Consider the following 14,495-nt stretch of genomic DNA (forward strand, 5'->3'; position numbering starts at 1 on the left):
GACGGGCCTCAGGCGGCGGAGTCGGCCGGGGCGGGCACGGCGGGTGCTGCGGGCTGGGGCTGCTCACGGCCGGGCAGCAGCGCCTCGGCGGCGGCCACCTGCTCGACGACGGCGGCCACGCGCCGGCTCACGGCGTCCGCCTTGGCGCATCCGCTCGCGCAGGCGCCGCTGCAGCGCATCATCGCCAGGGCCTCCGCGCACTGCGCGACGGCATTGCCGGCTTTGGACAGCGCCCGGTGCAGCTCGGACCAGCGCCCATCCCGGGAGGCCGGGACGTCCGTGGAGGAGCTGGGGGCTGCGGCCTGGGCGGCCGCGGCCACGGCGCGCACCCGCGGCAGCAGATCCGCCAGCTCGTTGGCCAGGGGGATCGTCTGCTCCAGCACCTCGCCCTCGGGCAGGCGCTCCAGGATCTGGTGGAAGCGGTCCAGGCCCCGGCGGAAGCGATCGTGCGCGCGGCGCCACACGCCCTCACCCAGCTCCGCGGCATCGCGGCGCGCCTGCAGGAACGTCGTCAGCCCCATGTCCATCACCGCCTTCCCGTCGCGCCCGTGTCGGCGACGCCACCGCGGCGCGGCTCGCGCGCAGGTGAGGTCACCCTAAGTCCCCACCAGTCTACCGCCGGCGGGGACTTGGCGACAGAGCGTCATCGGGATCGGTCGCCACACCCAGGAAATCACCAGCTGACGGACACGCGACGTCATACTGGCCGCGGTGCGACCCACAAACCCACCGACCCGGGAATTTCCTCCCCCTCTGCCATGCTTGGCTCAGGTGACACCGGACGCACCCGATCGAGGAGGCCCCTTGGCAGGCATCACCACCCGCACCATCCACGCGCTGCACGACGTCGAGCAGGGCGGGGTGGTCCCGCCGATCTACACCGCCTCCACCTTCCTCCAGCCCACCGCGGGCGGGGAGGGCGAGTACGAGTACCAGCGCGGCGCCAACCCCACCCGCACCGCCCTGGAGCAGACGCTGGCCGCCCTGGAGGGGGCCCGCCACGCCTTCGCCTTCGCCACCGGCATGGCCGCGACCTCCGCGGCGATGGGCCTGCTGCGCACCGGGGACTCGATCATCATGAGCCTGCCCGTCTACGGCGGGAACTACCGCTTCGCGACCATCGAGCTGCCCCAGCGCGGCATCGGGCACCGCTTCGTCACGGACCTGAACGAGCTGACCGACGAGGACTTCGACGACTCCGTGAAGATGGTGTTCATCGAGACCCCGGCCAACCCGACCCTGCGGGTCACCGACATCGCCCGGGTCGCCGAGCTGGCCCACCGCCACGGCGCGTACATCGTCGTGGACAACACCTTCCTCACCCCGTACCTGCAGCGCCCGCTGGCCCTGGGTGCCGACGTCGTCGTGCAGTCCGCGACCAAGTACCTCGCCGGGCACGGGGACCTGCTCGGCGGCGTCGTGAGCACCGACGACGACGAGATCGCCGCCCGGATGACCCAGTCCCAGCTGGTCTCCGGGGCGGTGCTCTCCCCCATCGACTCCTACCGGCTGCTGCAGGACGTGAAGACCCTCGCGGTGCGGATGGACCGGCAGCAGGACAACGCCCGGAAGGTCATCGCCGCGATGGAAGCGCACCCGGCGGTGGCGAAGGTCCACGTGCCCGGTTCCCACAGCGAGGCCGAAGCCGAGATCCAGGCCCGCCAGGCCGACGGTCCCGGCGCGGTGTTCTCCATGGAGCTGGCCGAGGGCCGGGACGTGCGCGCCTTCCTCGGGGCCCTGCGGGTGTGGGGCTTCGCGGTGAGCCTGGGCGGCATCGAATCCCTGATCTGCCTGCCCGCGCACATGACCCACGGGGCCTACACCGACGAGCACCGCGAGGCCGCCCTGATCCCCGAGCAGCTGCTGCGCGTGGCCGTGGGCATCGAGGACGCCGAGGACCTCATCGCGGACCTCACCCAGGCCCTGGAGGCGGCATGAGCACCGCCCGTCCTCCACGAAGGGGCGGGCACCCGTCAGGGCCGGGAGCCCCCGGTGGGCCGGGAGCCCCCGGTGGGCCGGTGACCCGGCGTCGGGCCCTGGGCCTGGCGGGACTCGCCGGCCTCGGCGCGGTGCTGGCCGCCTGCGGCACCGCCGGCTCCGATGCCGAGGGCTCCTCGAGCGCCTCTGCCGGCTCCGACGACGCCCTGGCCCGGATCCGGAAGGACGGGGTGATCCGCATCGGGATGGAGGGCACCTTCCGCCCCTACGGCTACCACGACTCCTCCGGGAAGCTCGTGGGCTTCGAGAAGGAGATCGCGGACCTGATCGCCGCGGACCTCGGGGTGAGGGCCGAGTACGTGGAGACCCAGTGGGACTCCCTGATCGCCGGGGTGGACGCCGGACGCTACGACATCGTCATCAACAACATCGCCCCGACCGACGAGCGGAAGAAGGCCTTCGACTTCTCCATCCCCTACGCGGTGAGCGAGGGCCGGGTCGGGGTGGCCAAGGACTCCGCCCTGCACTCGGTGGACGAGGTCTCCGGACACTCCGCGGCCCAGACCCTGACCTCCAACTACGGCCAGCAGATGGCCGAGCACGGGGCCCAGATCGTGCCGGTGACCGGCTTCGACGAGGCCGCGATGCTCGTGCACTACGGCCGGGTGGACTGCACCGCCAACGACTTCGTCACCTTCGACGCGTTCTTCCGGGAGCGTCCCGACATCAACGTGCGCCTACTCGACGGCGTCCTGGGCGATGCCGTGGACTCCGCGATCCTGATGGGCAAGGGACAGACCGCATTGAAGGACGCGATCGACGCATCTCTGCGCCGGCACATCGACGACGGGGACCTCACCCGCATCTACGCGAAGTACGTCTCCCAGGACCTCACTCCCTCCGCCTCCCAGACCAAGGGCTGAACCCATGACCGACCTGCTGAACCTCTGGGGAGAATCCCTGCCCCAGCTGCTCCTGGCCACCCTCAAGGTGACCATTCCGCTGTCCGCCGTCGCCTTCGCGCTGGCCCTGCTGATCGCGGTGCTGGCCACCGCGATGCGGCTGTCCCGCGTGGCCCCGCTGCGCTGGATCTCCGCGGTGTACGTCTGGCTGTTCCGCGGCACCCCGATCCTCGTGCAGCTGTTCATCATCTTCTACGGGTTGCCGGCCATCGGGGTGACCTTCTCCGCGTGGACCTCCGCGATCATCGCCTTCAGCCTGAACACCGGGGCCTACGCCGCGGAGACCCTGCGCGCCGCGGTGCACTCGATCCCCCGCGGGCAGCTCGAGGCCGCCCGCACCCTGAACTACACGGGACCGCAGATGCTGCGCCACGTGATCGCCCCGCAGGCCCTGCGCATCGCCCTGCCCCCGCTGGGCAACGACCTGATCGACCTGGTCAAGGGCACCTCCCTGGTCATGGTCATCACCCTGTCCGACGTCTTCCAGGTGGGCCGTCAGATCGCGGCCACGACCTTCCAGCCGCTGGCCCTGTACACCGAGGTGGCCCTGGTCTACCTGGTGATCTTCACGGTCCTGTCCTGGATCCAGTCCCGCGTGGAGCGGGCCTCCAACCGCTACCTCAGGAGCAGCAATGCTTGAGCTGAAGAACATCGCCAAGTCCTTCTCCGGCCAGACCGTGCTCAGTGGAGTGGACCTGACCCTGCGCGACGGGCAGACCACCGTGGTGCTGGGGCCCTCCGGCTCCGGCAAGTCCACCCTGCTGCGGCTGATGAACCTGCTGGAGATCCCCGACGACGGGACCCTGCGCATCGGGGAGGACGCGGTGGACTTCGATGGGGCCCGCCCGGCCGAGGCCGCGATCCGCCGGATACGCCGACACTCGGCCATGGTCTTCCAGGACTACCACCTGTTCCCCAACCAGACCGTGCTGACCAACGTCTCCCTGCCGCCGGTGCTCAACGGGAAGCTGAACCGGACGCAGGCCCGCGAGCGCGCCGTCGAGCTGCTGGAGAAGGTCGGCATGGGCGGGCGCCTGGAGGAGTACCCGCAGAACCTCTCCGGCGGTCAGCAGCAGCGCGTGGCGATCGCCCGGGCGCTGGCCGTGGAGCCGGACTACCTGCTCTTCGACGAGCCGACCTCCGCCCTGGACCCGGAGCTGGAGGCCGAGGTCATCAAGGTCATGGTGGAGCTGGCCAGGGAGCGCCGCTCCCTGGTGGTGGTCACCCACAACATCGGCTTCGCCCGGAAGGTCGCGGACCGGATCGTGTTCCTGGCCGACGGCGGCATCGGCTTCGACGGCACCCCGGAGGAGTTCTTCGCCTCCGAGTCCGAGCGGGTGCGCCGGTACCTGAACATCTTCGACGCGATCTGAGCGGCGCGGGCCCCGCGTGAGATGCGGGGTTTCTGCTGAGATGCGAGGTTCGTGTTCAGATGCGTCACGGCGTGCGGCATCTCAGCACGAACCCCGCATCTGAGAACGAAACCCGCACCTCAGCGCAGGTGCTTGACCCCCGGGGCGTCAGTACCAGGAGGGCTTGTCGCCGTCGGTGCCGGGCTTGCCCAGTCCCAGGTTCTCCCGGACGTGCTCCTGCGGGTGGGCCGCGAGCTCGGCGACGAAGGCGGCCACGGACTTCCGGGACACCTCGGTGCCCCGGAAGGTCTCTTCCCGGCCGGTCAGCTCGTAGTCGACCTCATCGGCGTCGGTCAGCCAGGCCGGGCGCAGGATGGTCCACTCCAGATCCGAGGCCTCCACGGTGTCCGCCGCCCGGCGGAACACCTTCAGCGGCTCCCCGATCATGGACTGGTTCCAGTCGTTGAACGCGGGCGGCAGCTCGTCGTAGATGCCCAGGGCGTCCACGAAGATCAGCCGGGAGACCCCGGCCCGGCCCATCGCCTCCACCAGGATCCCCGCCTGCACGTCCAGGTCCGCGCCCAGGTTCGCGTAGACCACGTCCTGGCCGGCCAGGGCCTCGGCGAGCGCACCCTCGTCCTTCACATCGGCCTCCACCACGCGGGCTCCGGCCGGGGCCTGCACCCGGGAGGCGTCCCGGGCGTACAGGGTCAGCTGGGCGCCTGCGGCGTCGAGCATCGGGATGGCCTGCCGGGCGATCCGCCCCGCGGCTCCGAGCACCAGCACCTTCGTCCTCGTCGTCTCCTTCTCTCGTTGTGCTTCCACCGGACCTGAGGCCCGATCAGGCCATCTTCTCGTCGAAGAACCCGATGAGCTTCTCCGGGTACTGCCCGAAGTGGTTGTAGGCGTAGAACCGCTGGTTGGAGTCCTCGATCCAGAACAGCTCCTTGTCCTCCGCGCCCAGGGCCTCGAAGATCTCGCGCCCGTCGCCGTCGGCGTCGATGAGGAAGTCCCGGTGCAGCTGCGCCATGAGGGTCGGCACCTTCACCGCCGGCGCGTGGGGAGCCGGGGTCTCCTCGGCCAGGCGCATGCCGTTGGTCTGCAGCAGCTTCTCGCTCAGCCGCGCCACCGCTTCCCGCGGATCCGCTCCGATGTTGCGCGCGCCCTGCTCCACGAAGGTGCGCCCGGAGACCACGTTGAGCACCGCCAGCGCCTGCACGTCCCGGAACTCCTCCGGCCAACGGTCCATCGCGATGATCGTGGAGTTCCCGCCCATGCAGCGGCTGAACAGGCCCAGCTTCATCCCCGCGAGGTCCTCGCGGGAGCGGGCGTAGCGCACGGAGCCGACGACGTCGCGCGCCTCCAGCAGACCCAGCCCGGAGAAGCCGCCGTTGCCCTGACCGGACAGCCCGCAGTTGCGCAGATCGTAGGTGAGGATGGTGTACCCGGCCTCGTGCAGGTGCTTCAGCTCCGGCAGGAAGTCCACCTCGAAGCCGCCGAACATCTGGTCGTAGGGGGCGAGATGGCCGGGGAAGCCGTAGCGGTTGCAGGTCATCGGGTGGTTGATGATCAGCAGCCGATCCGAATCCGCCGGGATCAGCCAGCCCTCCAGCGGCACCCCGTCCAGGGAGGGGAAGGTGACCTCCTCGAAGGCCATGCCGTAGTCGTCCGGGCGCTTGAGCACCGGGGTGCGCACCCCGGTGGCGAACATCTGCGCGTACTGGTCCACCAGCTGCTCCAGGGTGGCATCCCCCGGCTGCGGGGCGGCGGCGTCGTGCTGTCCGATGTTCTTCTCCGTCATGATCCCTCCGGTGGCGGTGGTTCCTCACGGGGTCGAGCCCGTGCGACCCGGGGTCCGGGTTCTCCGAGACCACTGTCTCGGACGGCTCCGCACCCGGGCAACCCCGTTCCGGGAGATGCCCTCTGGGCGGAAACGGACCCGATGACGACGACGCCGCGGCGAGAGGCGGGCGGTTTCAGCAGCAGCGAGCCCCCGGGTGGGCCTCCTGGTGCTCGGCCAGGCGGCGCCAGTACTCGCGTTCGGTCATCGGCGGATCGGCGAGGCCTGCTCGGCGGTGGTACTCCAGGTAGCCCCGGTACTTGTCCGCCCCGAGCACCCCGGCGGCGAAGCGCACCGGAGCGGACTCGCGCAGCCGCATCAGCAGACCCATCCCGCCGCGGCCCCCGCTCACCGGTCGGCCCCCGCACCGGCATCGGTACCGGCCCCGGAACTGCCCCCGGCACCGCCCCGCGGGCGGGCGGCGTCGAACGCGGCCCATTCCTTCTCCAGTTCCCTCTCCGCGCGGGTTGGGATCAGACCCGCCGGGGCGTACATCCGGGAGGCGACGAACGGGTCGTCGCGGTCCGGGCCCGGCCGGCCGCGCAGCGCCCGGAGGGTGACCGCCACCGAGCAGGCCACCACGATCAGGGTCAGCACCACGAACAGCACGGACAGCGTGCCCTGCACCGCGGTGTTGCGCACCACCGCCGCGATCGCCTCCGGAGTCTTCGCGGTGCCGTACGTCCCGGCACCGGAGTCCAGCGCCTCCCTGGCCGCGGCGTGATTGGCCCAGTAGCCGATCTTCGGGTTGGCCGAGAAGATCTTCTGCCAGGAGCCCACCGTGGTGACCACGACGTCGAAGGCCAGCGGCACCGCGATGATCCACAGGTACCGGGCCCGCCCCTTGTTCGCCGCGATCGCCAGGCACACGGCCAGCCCGATCGCGGCCAGCAGCTGGTTGGCGATGCCGAACAGCGGGTAGAACGTGTTGATCCCGCCCAGCGGGTCCGTGACCCCCAGCAGCAGGATCGACCCCCAACCGGCGACCATCACCGCGGTGCACAGCCACGCCCCGGGCCGCCAGCGGGGATCCTTGAACCGCGGCACCACGTTCCCCAGGGAGTCCTGCAGCATGAAGCGGGCGACCCGGGTTCCGGCGTCCACCGCGGTGAGGATGAACAGGGCCTCGAACATGATCGCGAAGTGGTACCAGAAGCTCATCAGGTCCAGGCTCGGCATCAGCTGGTGCATGATCCCGGCCATGCCCACCGCGAGGGTCGGCGCGCCGCCGGTGCGGGAGACGATCGAGTGCTCCCCGACCGCGTGGGCGGTGCCGTCCAGCAGCTCGGGGGTCACGTGCACCCCCGTCAGGCCGAGGGAGTTCACGAAGGCCACCGCCCCCTCGACGGTGCCGCCGGTGGCCCCGGCCCCGGAGTTCATCACGAAGTACACGCCGCGGTCCACGGTCAGGGCGGCCACCAGCGCCATGATCGCCACGAAGGACTCCATGAGCATCCCGCCGTAGCCGATGAAGCGGGTCTGGCGCTCCTTCTCCACGAGCTTGGGCGTGGTGCCGGAGGCGATCAGCGCGTGGAAGCCGGACAGCGCCCCGCAGGCGATGGTGACGAACAGGAACGGGAAGAGGGAGCCGGAGAACACGGGGCCGTCGTCGCGGGAGGCGAACTCGGAGAAGGCGGGGACAGAGATCTCCGGGCGCACGAGGATGATCCCCGCGGCCAGCAGCACGATGGTGCCGACCTTCATGAATGTGGAGAGGTAGTCCCGGGGGGCCAGCAGCAGCCAGACCGGCAGGATCGCGGCGATGAAGCCGTAGCCGATGACGCACCAGGCCAGGGTCACCTTATCCAGGGTGAACAGGGCCCGGCCCCACTCCGTGCCCGCGATCCAGCCGCCGGCGATGATCGCGGCCAGCAGCAGGGCGAAGCCGATCAGGGAGATCTCCATGACCTTCCCGGGCCGCAGCCAGCGCAGGTACACCCCCATGAACAGGGCGATGGGGATCGTCATGCCGACGCTGAACACGCCCCACGGGGATTCGGCCAGCGCGTTGACCACGACCAGCGCGAGGATCGCGGTGATGATGATCATGATCGCCAGGGTCGCCAGGATCGCGGCGAACCCCCCGATCGGCCCGAACTCGTCCCGGGCCATCTGCCCGAGGGAGCGCCCGCCGCGGCGCATCGAGAAGTGCAGCACCAGGTAGTCCTGCACGGCCCCGGCGAAGATCACCCCGACGATGATCCAGATGGTCCCCGGCAGGTAGCCCATCTGGGCGGCCAGGACCGGGCCCACCAGCGGACCGGCCCCGGCGATCGCGGCGAAGTGGTGCCCGTAGAGCACCCGCCGGTCCGTGGGCATGTAGTCCCGGCCGTCCTCCTGCGCCTCGGCGGGGGTCGCGCGCCGGTCATCCGGGCGGACCAGCTTGTCCTGGATGTAGGTGGACCAGAAGCGGTAGGCGATGAGGTAGCTGCACACCGCGGCGAAGACGAACCAGATGCCGTTGACGGTCTCCCCGCGCACCAGGGCCAGCATGGTCCACCCGAGCCCGCCGAGCAGCCCGACGCCGACCCACACGGCGATCCGGGCGGGGGTCCACCGGCGGGATTCCGCGGCCAGGACCTCGGGATCGACGTGGTTGGGCGGCTGGTCCTGCGGGGCCCGGTCCTCGGGCGGGGCGGCGGGCGCGGTGGTGCTCATGGGTCTCCGTCGACTCCTCGTGCGGGTGATGTGCCCCACCATTGTGGCACAGACGAGACCCCCGTCACGCCAGACGCAGCACGACCTTCCCGCAGTGCTCCCCGGAGTCGAAGTACTCGTGGGCCTCGCGCACCCGCTCCAGGGGGAACGCCCGGTCCACCATCGGGTCGATGACCCCGGATTCCAGCAGAGGCAGCTCGGTCTCCGAGAGGTCGCTGAGGATCTCCCCCTTGGCCTCCGGGGAGAGCACGCGCAGCGTCGTCGCGGTGATGCTGGCCCGCTTGGACATCAGGGCGGACAGATCCAGCTCGCCCCGCGCCCCGCCCTGCAGCCCGATGATCACCAGGTGTCCGCGCCAGGACAGCGAGTCCACGTTGGCCTGCAGGTACTTCCCGCCGACGACGTCGAGGATCGCCGCAGCCCCGACCCCGCGGGTGGCCTCCCGGACCACCGCGGCGAAGTCCTCGCGGGTGTAGTCGATGACGCGCACGTCCCCGGCCTGGTGGGCGCCGGTGAGCCGGATGGTCTCATCCTGCTGCGCGACGAGCCGGCGGACCCGCTCGGCCTTGTCCCGGCTGCCCACGGTGGTCAGCACCCGGTAGCCGAGGGAGCGGACCAGCTGGATCGCGTGCATCCCGATGCCGCCGGTGCCGCCGTGGATGAGCACGAACTCCTCGTCGTCGTTGGGCCCGTCCGGGCTGAGCCCCTCGGTCACGAACAGGTTGGACCACACGGTTGCGGCAACCTCCGGCAGGGCCGCGGCCTGCACGAAGTCCAGGTCCTCCGGCATCGGCATGACCTGGGCGTGGTGCACGGCGACCTTCTCGGCGTAGCCGCCGCTGTCCAGCAGGGCCATCACCGGGTCCCCGACCTTCAGCCCGTGGTGCCCCTCCGCCTCCCGGCCGATCTCCAGGACCGTGCCGGCCGCCTCCAGCCCGTAGATGTAGGTGGCCCCCGGCGGGATGGGGTAGTTCCCCTGGCGCTGCAGGACGTCGGCGCGGTTGATGCCGGCCGCGTGCACGCGGATCAGGACCTGCTGCGGCCCGCAGGCCGGGTCCGGGATCTCGGTGACCTCCAGGGCCTCGGGGCCGCCGTGGCGGGATTCCACTACTGCTCGCATGGGGATGGGGCTCGCTTTCCGTGACAGCTTTCCAGCGGGGCCGGTAAGATGGGCTACCGCGTCGAGTCGAACCTCCATCCTACTGGCAGGAACCCGGCGCTGACTTGGAAGCTTGTCCGAGCGGCCGAAGGAGCCGGTCTTGAAAACCGGTGTGCGGCGACCCCGCACCGAGGGTTCGAATCCCTCAGCTTCCGCTCTCACTCCCGGCCCGGGGCGCCCCACCGATCACGGACGCGCCCCGGGCCGCGTCCACCCTCAGGCTCCGGCCGTCATGTTCACGATCACCGAGGCGATCGGCATGAACAGGAAGGCCGCCGCGGTATTCAGCGCCACCAGGGGGATGTTGCGCGTCTCCAGGGCCAGGCGCGCCCCGGCCAGCCCCAGCACCAGCGGCCCGACCATCAGCATGAACGCCGCCGCACTGGTGGGCCCGGGCGTCAGGCCCACCAGCCACGGCACCGCGATCGTCAGGGCCGTGGCCAGCAGGAACAGGACCAGGGACCACGTCTCGGTGCCGGGCCGCCGAGGCCGCTCCGGACGACGCGGCTCTCCGTCGCGGTGCTTCAGCATGGCCGGCCCCCTTCCATGAACATCCGAAAATATGCCGACCCGCTCATGCGCCCACCGGGCCCAGGATCGCGGCGACCGCCGCCTCGGCGTCGGCCAGGGTCGAAGCGCTGAAAGCCAGCTCCGCGTCGGTCTGCGCGGCGATCGCCGTGCCCCACTGCGCGGAGGACAGCTGCAGACCCAGCACGTAGACCCCGGGCTCCGGGGCGCCGTCGGCCCGGATCAGCCGGTACGGGGAGGCCGTGACGTCGAAGCCGCGCCCAGTCGTCGGCGCCGCGCCGTCCCCGAGACGCAGGGGATACGGCCGGGCCAGCCCGTCCTCGAACAGTCCCCCGATCAGCGGAGAGGTGCTGGCGCGCACGTCGTTGGCCGGGGCGAGGGCCTCGACCATCCATGTGGCCTCCACCGGCTCGTCGCGCACCCACGGGGAGGAGGCCGCGAAGCACCCGGTCTCCGGATCGGTGGAGAACACCGGGTCCGGGCCGAGGAAGCGCAGGATTCCGGCGCGGGCCAGGGCCGCCGTCTGCTGGATCCGCAGCACCGGCGGGCCGGAGGCCAGACCGTCCGTCAGGGCGCCGAAGCTGCGCTCCAGCCCCCGCAGCCAGGATTCCCCCGAGATGCCGCGGTCGCGCACCGCGTGCTTGGCCAGCGCGCGGGCGAGGTTCAGGGAGCCGATGGCCATCTTCAGCGGGCTGTCCTGCGCGGCGAAGGAGGCGGCGACGTCGCGGTCCAGGAAGTGCACCAAGGCCGCGGCGTACTCCTCGTGGGAGTCGAAGCTGACCCCGGCGAAGGGGCGCATCAGCCGCTCCGGCCGCAGGATCAGCCGCTCCTGCACCCGCTGCGCGGCGAACCGATCCATCCTGGCCCACCAGGAGCCCTGGTCCGGATCGGTCAGGATCCGCTCCACCTCCCGCAGGAACTCCTGCGGGTCCCCCTGCACGGCGTCGGGGTCGGTGCGCACCAGCGTGCGGTAGTAGTTCCACTGGGCGTCCCGGCGGATCAGCGGCCAGTACTCGGCCTCGAAGTCCACCTCCCGGCCCTGCTCGGCCGCCGCCGCGCGCGTTCGGTCCACGACCTCGCGGGTGAAGAAGCGGTTGTCCACCGACGGCGGGTAGTAGCTGTCCAGCACGGCCTTGGCCCGGTAGGGGGTCCCGCGGCGGGAGGCCACCCAGATCTTCGGCTCCCGGCCGCTGGGCCGGTAGATCAGCCGCTGGGAGTCGGCCGGGTCCTCCTCGAAGACGCCGCCACGGCCCTCGGTGACCCGGGTCAGCACGTCATGGAAGTTCAGTCCCATCCCGCGCACCAGCACGTTGCGCCCGGCCGGCAGCGCGCCCCAGCGCACATCCGCCGGAACGGCCGGGGGCTGGTAGCGGGCCCCGTGCTGGGCGGCGAACTCCATGAGGTCCTGCTGGTCATCGCGCAGGGTCGCGTCCGTGTGCCCCAGGGCCAGGATCACCGCATCGGCGGAGAGCACGACGCCGTCGCCCAGCTCCACCCGGTACGGCCGATCCGCGCGGGGCCCGGCGGCGGCGACCCGCACCGCCTCCTGGGCGTGGTGGGACACCCCGATCCCGGCGGGCAGCGCGCCCATCAGCCGGGCGTGCACATCCGAGAGGTAGGTCCCGTAGATCTTGCGGGACGGGAACCCGGAGGGTCCCATCGCGCGCAGCTCGACGACGTCCTCCTCCGACAGCCCGACGACGGCGCGGGACGGGTCCTCGGCCAGCAGCTGTCGCCACCGGGCGAAGGTCAGCCCGGCCACGGCCGGCACGGGCGCGGGCGGGGTCGGCCCCTCGGCGGTGGCCAGGGTCCGGTCGCTGGGCACCACGGTGGGGAAGAACGCGGGGGTGTTCATGAGGTACAGGCGGGACTGGTCCGTGCGCCACACGTGCCCCGCCCCCGGCGGAAAGGGGTCCACCAGGTGCACTTCGGCGGCGAGCTCCGGATGCGCGGCCGCCCGGGCGACGATGCGCTCCAGCGCGGACAGTCCGCGCGGGCCGACTCCGACGATGACGATCCGCTGCTTTCTGGCCATATCCCCAGCCTATCGGGGGCGCGAGCTCAGCACCGGGGGTTTTGACCTGGCTCGCGGGCACTCGGTACGCTGGAAGAGCTGTTCTCCCGGATGTGGTTCCGCCCGACCCCCGGGAGAGCACACGGAGACGTGCCAGAGCGGCCGAATGGACTTCACTGCTAATGAAGGGTCCGGCTAACACCGGACCGGGGGTTCAAATCCCCCCGTCTCCGCCGAAGGGAAGGCCCTCGGATCCCTGCTATAACAGGGATCCGAGGGCCTTCTTCGCGTCCTGGAGGGGCGCGTGATAGCTGATCGATAACATCGGCTGGCTGAGATGCGGCGTTCGTGCTGAGATGCCTCCCGCCGTGCGGCATCCCCAACACGAACCGCGCACCTCAGCACGAACCTCGCACCCGAACGCCGCCCAAGGCCGACGCCGGGCCCGTGCCTCAGAAGGCGGCGAAGGCGGTGAGGCGGGCGTCGGCGCCGTCCAGGGCTGCCCAGTCGGCGTCGAAGGAGAACACCGCCAGGGACGACGGTGGGAAACCGGCGGAGGCGTCCATCACGGCGTCGTAGTCCGAGTCCCGGGAGGCCAGGCGCTCGGTCACCTCCTGCACCGCCGGGTAGTGGGCGATGACCAGCAGGGAGTCCACGGTCTCCGGGACCCGGTTCACCGCCGTCAGCAGCGTGGCGGGGGAGCAGTTGTACAGGCGCTCGTCCAGGCTCGCCGTGGGCGCCTCATCGCCCAGGGCATCGGCGACCCACGTGCAGGTCTGCCGAGTGCGCAGGGCGGCGGAGCACAGGATCATCTCCGGGACCGCGCCGTGCTCCAGCAGCCACCGTCCGGCCGCCGGGGCCTGCTCCCGACCGCGCCGGGTCAGGGGGCGGTCGAAGTCGCCGGTCCCCCACGGCATGTCCGCCTCGGCGTGGCGCATGATCACGAGGGTCTTCGGCAGGGAGGTCGGAGAGCTCATGGCGTCAGTCTAGGGATGATCCCCGCCCGGCGCCCGCGCAGCGCACGCCAGGGAGACGGCGGTGCGAAACCAGGATCAGATGGAGTACTCGGGGGCGGCCCAGACGATGACCTCGGGGTGCTCGTAGAACCGGTAGCCCTGCCCCCGCACGGTGCGCACCGTGTTGGCCAGGCGCCCCAGCTTGGAGCGCAGGCGCCGGATGTGCACATCGATGGTGCGCTCATTGGGGGTCTCCTCGGCGTCGCGCCACAGGGAGCTCAGCAGCTCCTCGCGGTTCACGGTGCGCCGAGAGTTCTCCACCAGGTAGTTCAGCAGCTCGAACTCCTTGTAGGTGAGGTTCAGGACCTCCCCGTCCAGGAAGACCTCGCGGCGGGAGAGGTCGATGAGCACGCCGGCGGGCCGGCTCGGCGAGGATTCGGGGCCCAAGCCCTGCTGCGCGCCGACCTCGGCCTGGTGGCGCGGGGTGGTCGGATCGCCCAGCGCGTCGCGCACCACCTCGAGGTCCGAGCCGTCGGTGCCGGTGGGGGCGATCGCGACGGCGGCGTAGGACTCCGCCTGGGGCACCAGGGTCTGGGCGTAGGCGCGGATGTCCTGGACCATGCGCACCAGGGAGGTGCCGTTCTCCGCCGCAACGTCCTCGTTCAGGCCCACGTACAGCACGAAGCCGCGGGCCTCGTGATCCGTGGCCCCCGGGGCGGCGTTCGAGGCGACGGGGCGCGGCCCGGAGCGCAGGGAGTGGTAGGAGGAGGGTTCGCCGACGGCGCCGCGCCCGCTCACCGGAGCGGCCATCCCGCGCATCCCCCGCGCCGGGACCACGCGGTTGCGCTGGGAGATGTGGACATAACCGGGGGCGCCTGACATCGGAGTCTCGTCTCTTCGTGGGGTCTGCGGGGCGACGGGTCCGCCGTCGGGAGAACCCGTCGCGTCCATCGTCGTCCGAACCCGCACCAGCCGCAAGTAACATGCCCGCAATCATCTCGCATCGTGAGATGGATGTGGGGGATCCGACAGCCTATGCAGCCTCGACGGCACGTGCCGCACACCCGGGGGCACCGGAGCGCAGGGCG

Annotated in this window: 14 protein-coding genes and 2 tRNA genes; 6 read left to right on the plus strand and 10 right to left on the minus strand. The window is 71.3% G+C overall.

The annotated features are described in order from the left end of the window. Positions 1–8: 8 nt before the first annotated feature. Positions 9–527, minus strand: coding sequence for a dehydrogenase (locus I6G21_RS02585; RefSeq protein WP_318247399.1), 519 nt, complete (start codon positions 525–527; stop codon positions 9–11). A gap of 277 nt (positions 528–804) precedes the next feature. Between I6G21_RS02585 and I6G21_RS02590 the strand changes: the two genes are divergently transcribed. From I6G21_RS02590 to I6G21_RS02605, 4 genes are all read left to right on the plus strand, one after another. After that, positions 805–1,938, plus strand: a complete 1,134-nt coding sequence (locus tag I6G21_RS02590) for a trans-sulfuration enzyme family protein (protein WP_129357672.1) — start codon at positions 805–807, stop codon at positions 1,936–1,938. Positions 1,939–2,018: 80 nt separating this feature from the next. Beyond that, positions 2,019–2,861, plus strand: coding sequence for a transporter substrate-binding domain-containing protein (locus I6G21_RS02595; protein ID WP_061225302.1), 843 nt, complete (start codon positions 2,019–2,021; stop codon positions 2,859–2,861). A 4-nt stretch (positions 2,862–2,865) separates the two neighbouring features. Further along, positions 2,866–3,540 (plus strand): amino acid ABC transporter permease, encoded by a 675-nt coding sequence (locus tag I6G21_RS02600; protein WP_058730758.1) that lies wholly within the window; start codon positions 2,866–2,868, stop codon positions 3,538–3,540. Continuing rightward, complete coding sequence (locus tag I6G21_RS02605) at positions 3,533–4,273, plus strand: amino acid ABC transporter ATP-binding protein (protein ID WP_064725723.1); 741 nt, start codon at positions 3,533–3,535, stop codon at positions 4,271–4,273. Before I6G21_RS02600 ends, I6G21_RS02605 begins: the two co-directional genes overlap by 8 nt. Before the next feature lie 147 nt (positions 4,274–4,420). On the opposite strand, the gene I6G21_RS02610 is transcribed toward I6G21_RS02605, so the two are convergent. From I6G21_RS02610 to I6G21_RS02630, 5 genes are all read right to left on the minus strand, one after another. Next, positions 4,421–5,038 carry an NAD(P)H-binding protein gene (locus I6G21_RS02610; RefSeq protein ID WP_129357670.1) on the minus strand — a complete coding sequence of 206 codons (618 nt, stop codon included), beginning with the start codon at positions 5,036–5,038 and terminating at the stop codon, positions 4,421–4,423. A gap of 55 nt (positions 5,039–5,093) precedes the next feature. Further along, positions 5,094–6,053 (minus strand): alpha/beta hydrolase, encoded by a 960-nt coding sequence (locus tag I6G21_RS02615; protein ID WP_197939456.1) that lies wholly within the window; start codon positions 6,051–6,053, stop codon positions 5,094–5,096. Positions 6,054–6,228: 175 nt separating this feature from the next. Further along, a complete protein-coding gene (locus I6G21_RS02620) occupies positions 6,229–6,444 on the minus strand; it encodes a YbdD/YjiX family protein (protein WP_311197649.1) in 216 nt (71 codons plus the stop codon). After that, positions 6,441–8,750 carry a carbon starvation CstA family protein gene (locus tag I6G21_RS02625; protein ID WP_129357669.1) on the minus strand — a complete coding sequence of 770 codons (2,310 nt, stop codon included), beginning with the start codon at positions 8,748–8,750 and terminating at the stop codon, positions 6,441–6,443. The genes I6G21_RS02620 and I6G21_RS02625 overlap by 4 nt, the downstream gene beginning before the upstream one ends. Positions 8,751–8,814: 64 nt before the next feature. Then, a complete protein-coding gene (locus tag I6G21_RS02630) occupies positions 8,815–9,870 on the minus strand; it encodes an NAD(P)H-quinone oxidoreductase (RefSeq protein ID WP_058730754.1) in 1,056 nt (351 codons plus the stop codon). Positions 9,871–9,976: 106 nt separating this feature from the next. Between I6G21_RS02630 and I6G21_RS02635 the strand changes: the two genes are divergently transcribed. Beyond that, a tRNA-Ser gene (locus tag I6G21_RS02635) sits at positions 9,977–10,064 on the plus strand. A gap of 61 nt (positions 10,065–10,125) precedes the next feature. On the opposite strand, the gene I6G21_RS02640 is transcribed toward I6G21_RS02635, so the two are convergent. Then, positions 10,126–10,440 carry a hypothetical protein gene (locus I6G21_RS02640; RefSeq protein WP_058730753.1) on the minus strand — a complete coding sequence of 105 codons (315 nt, stop codon included), beginning with the start codon at positions 10,438–10,440 and terminating at the stop codon, positions 10,126–10,128. A 43-nt stretch (positions 10,441–10,483) separates the two neighbouring features. Next, positions 10,484–12,472, minus strand: a complete 1,989-nt coding sequence (locus I6G21_RS02645) for an FAD/NAD(P)-binding protein (protein ID WP_129357668.1) — start codon at positions 12,470–12,472, stop codon at positions 10,484–10,486. Between the two features lie 123 nt (positions 12,473–12,595). Here I6G21_RS02645 and I6G21_RS02650 point away from each other — a divergent pair. Further along, positions 12,596–12,684, plus strand: a tRNA-Ser gene (locus tag I6G21_RS02650). Positions 12,685–12,903: 219 nt separating this feature from the next. Here the strand turns inward: I6G21_RS02650 and I6G21_RS02655 are convergent. Together I6G21_RS02655 and I6G21_RS02660 are read right to left on the minus strand one after the other, a co-directional pair. After that, positions 12,904–13,428, minus strand: coding sequence for a SixA phosphatase family protein (locus tag I6G21_RS02655; protein WP_058730751.1), 525 nt, complete (start codon positions 13,426–13,428; stop codon positions 12,904–12,906). A gap of 75 nt (positions 13,429–13,503) precedes the next feature. Then, positions 13,504–14,289 (minus strand): winged helix-turn-helix domain-containing protein, encoded by a 786-nt coding sequence (locus I6G21_RS02660; RefSeq protein ID WP_061225298.1) that lies wholly within the window; start codon positions 14,287–14,289, stop codon positions 13,504–13,506. Positions 14,290–14,495: the final 206 nt, after the last annotated feature.

Origin of the sequence: Rothia kristinae (genome assembly GCF_016028855.1) — a bacterium.
Lineage (GTDB): Bacteria > Actinomycetota > Actinomycetes > Actinomycetales > Micrococcaceae > Rothia > Rothia kristinae.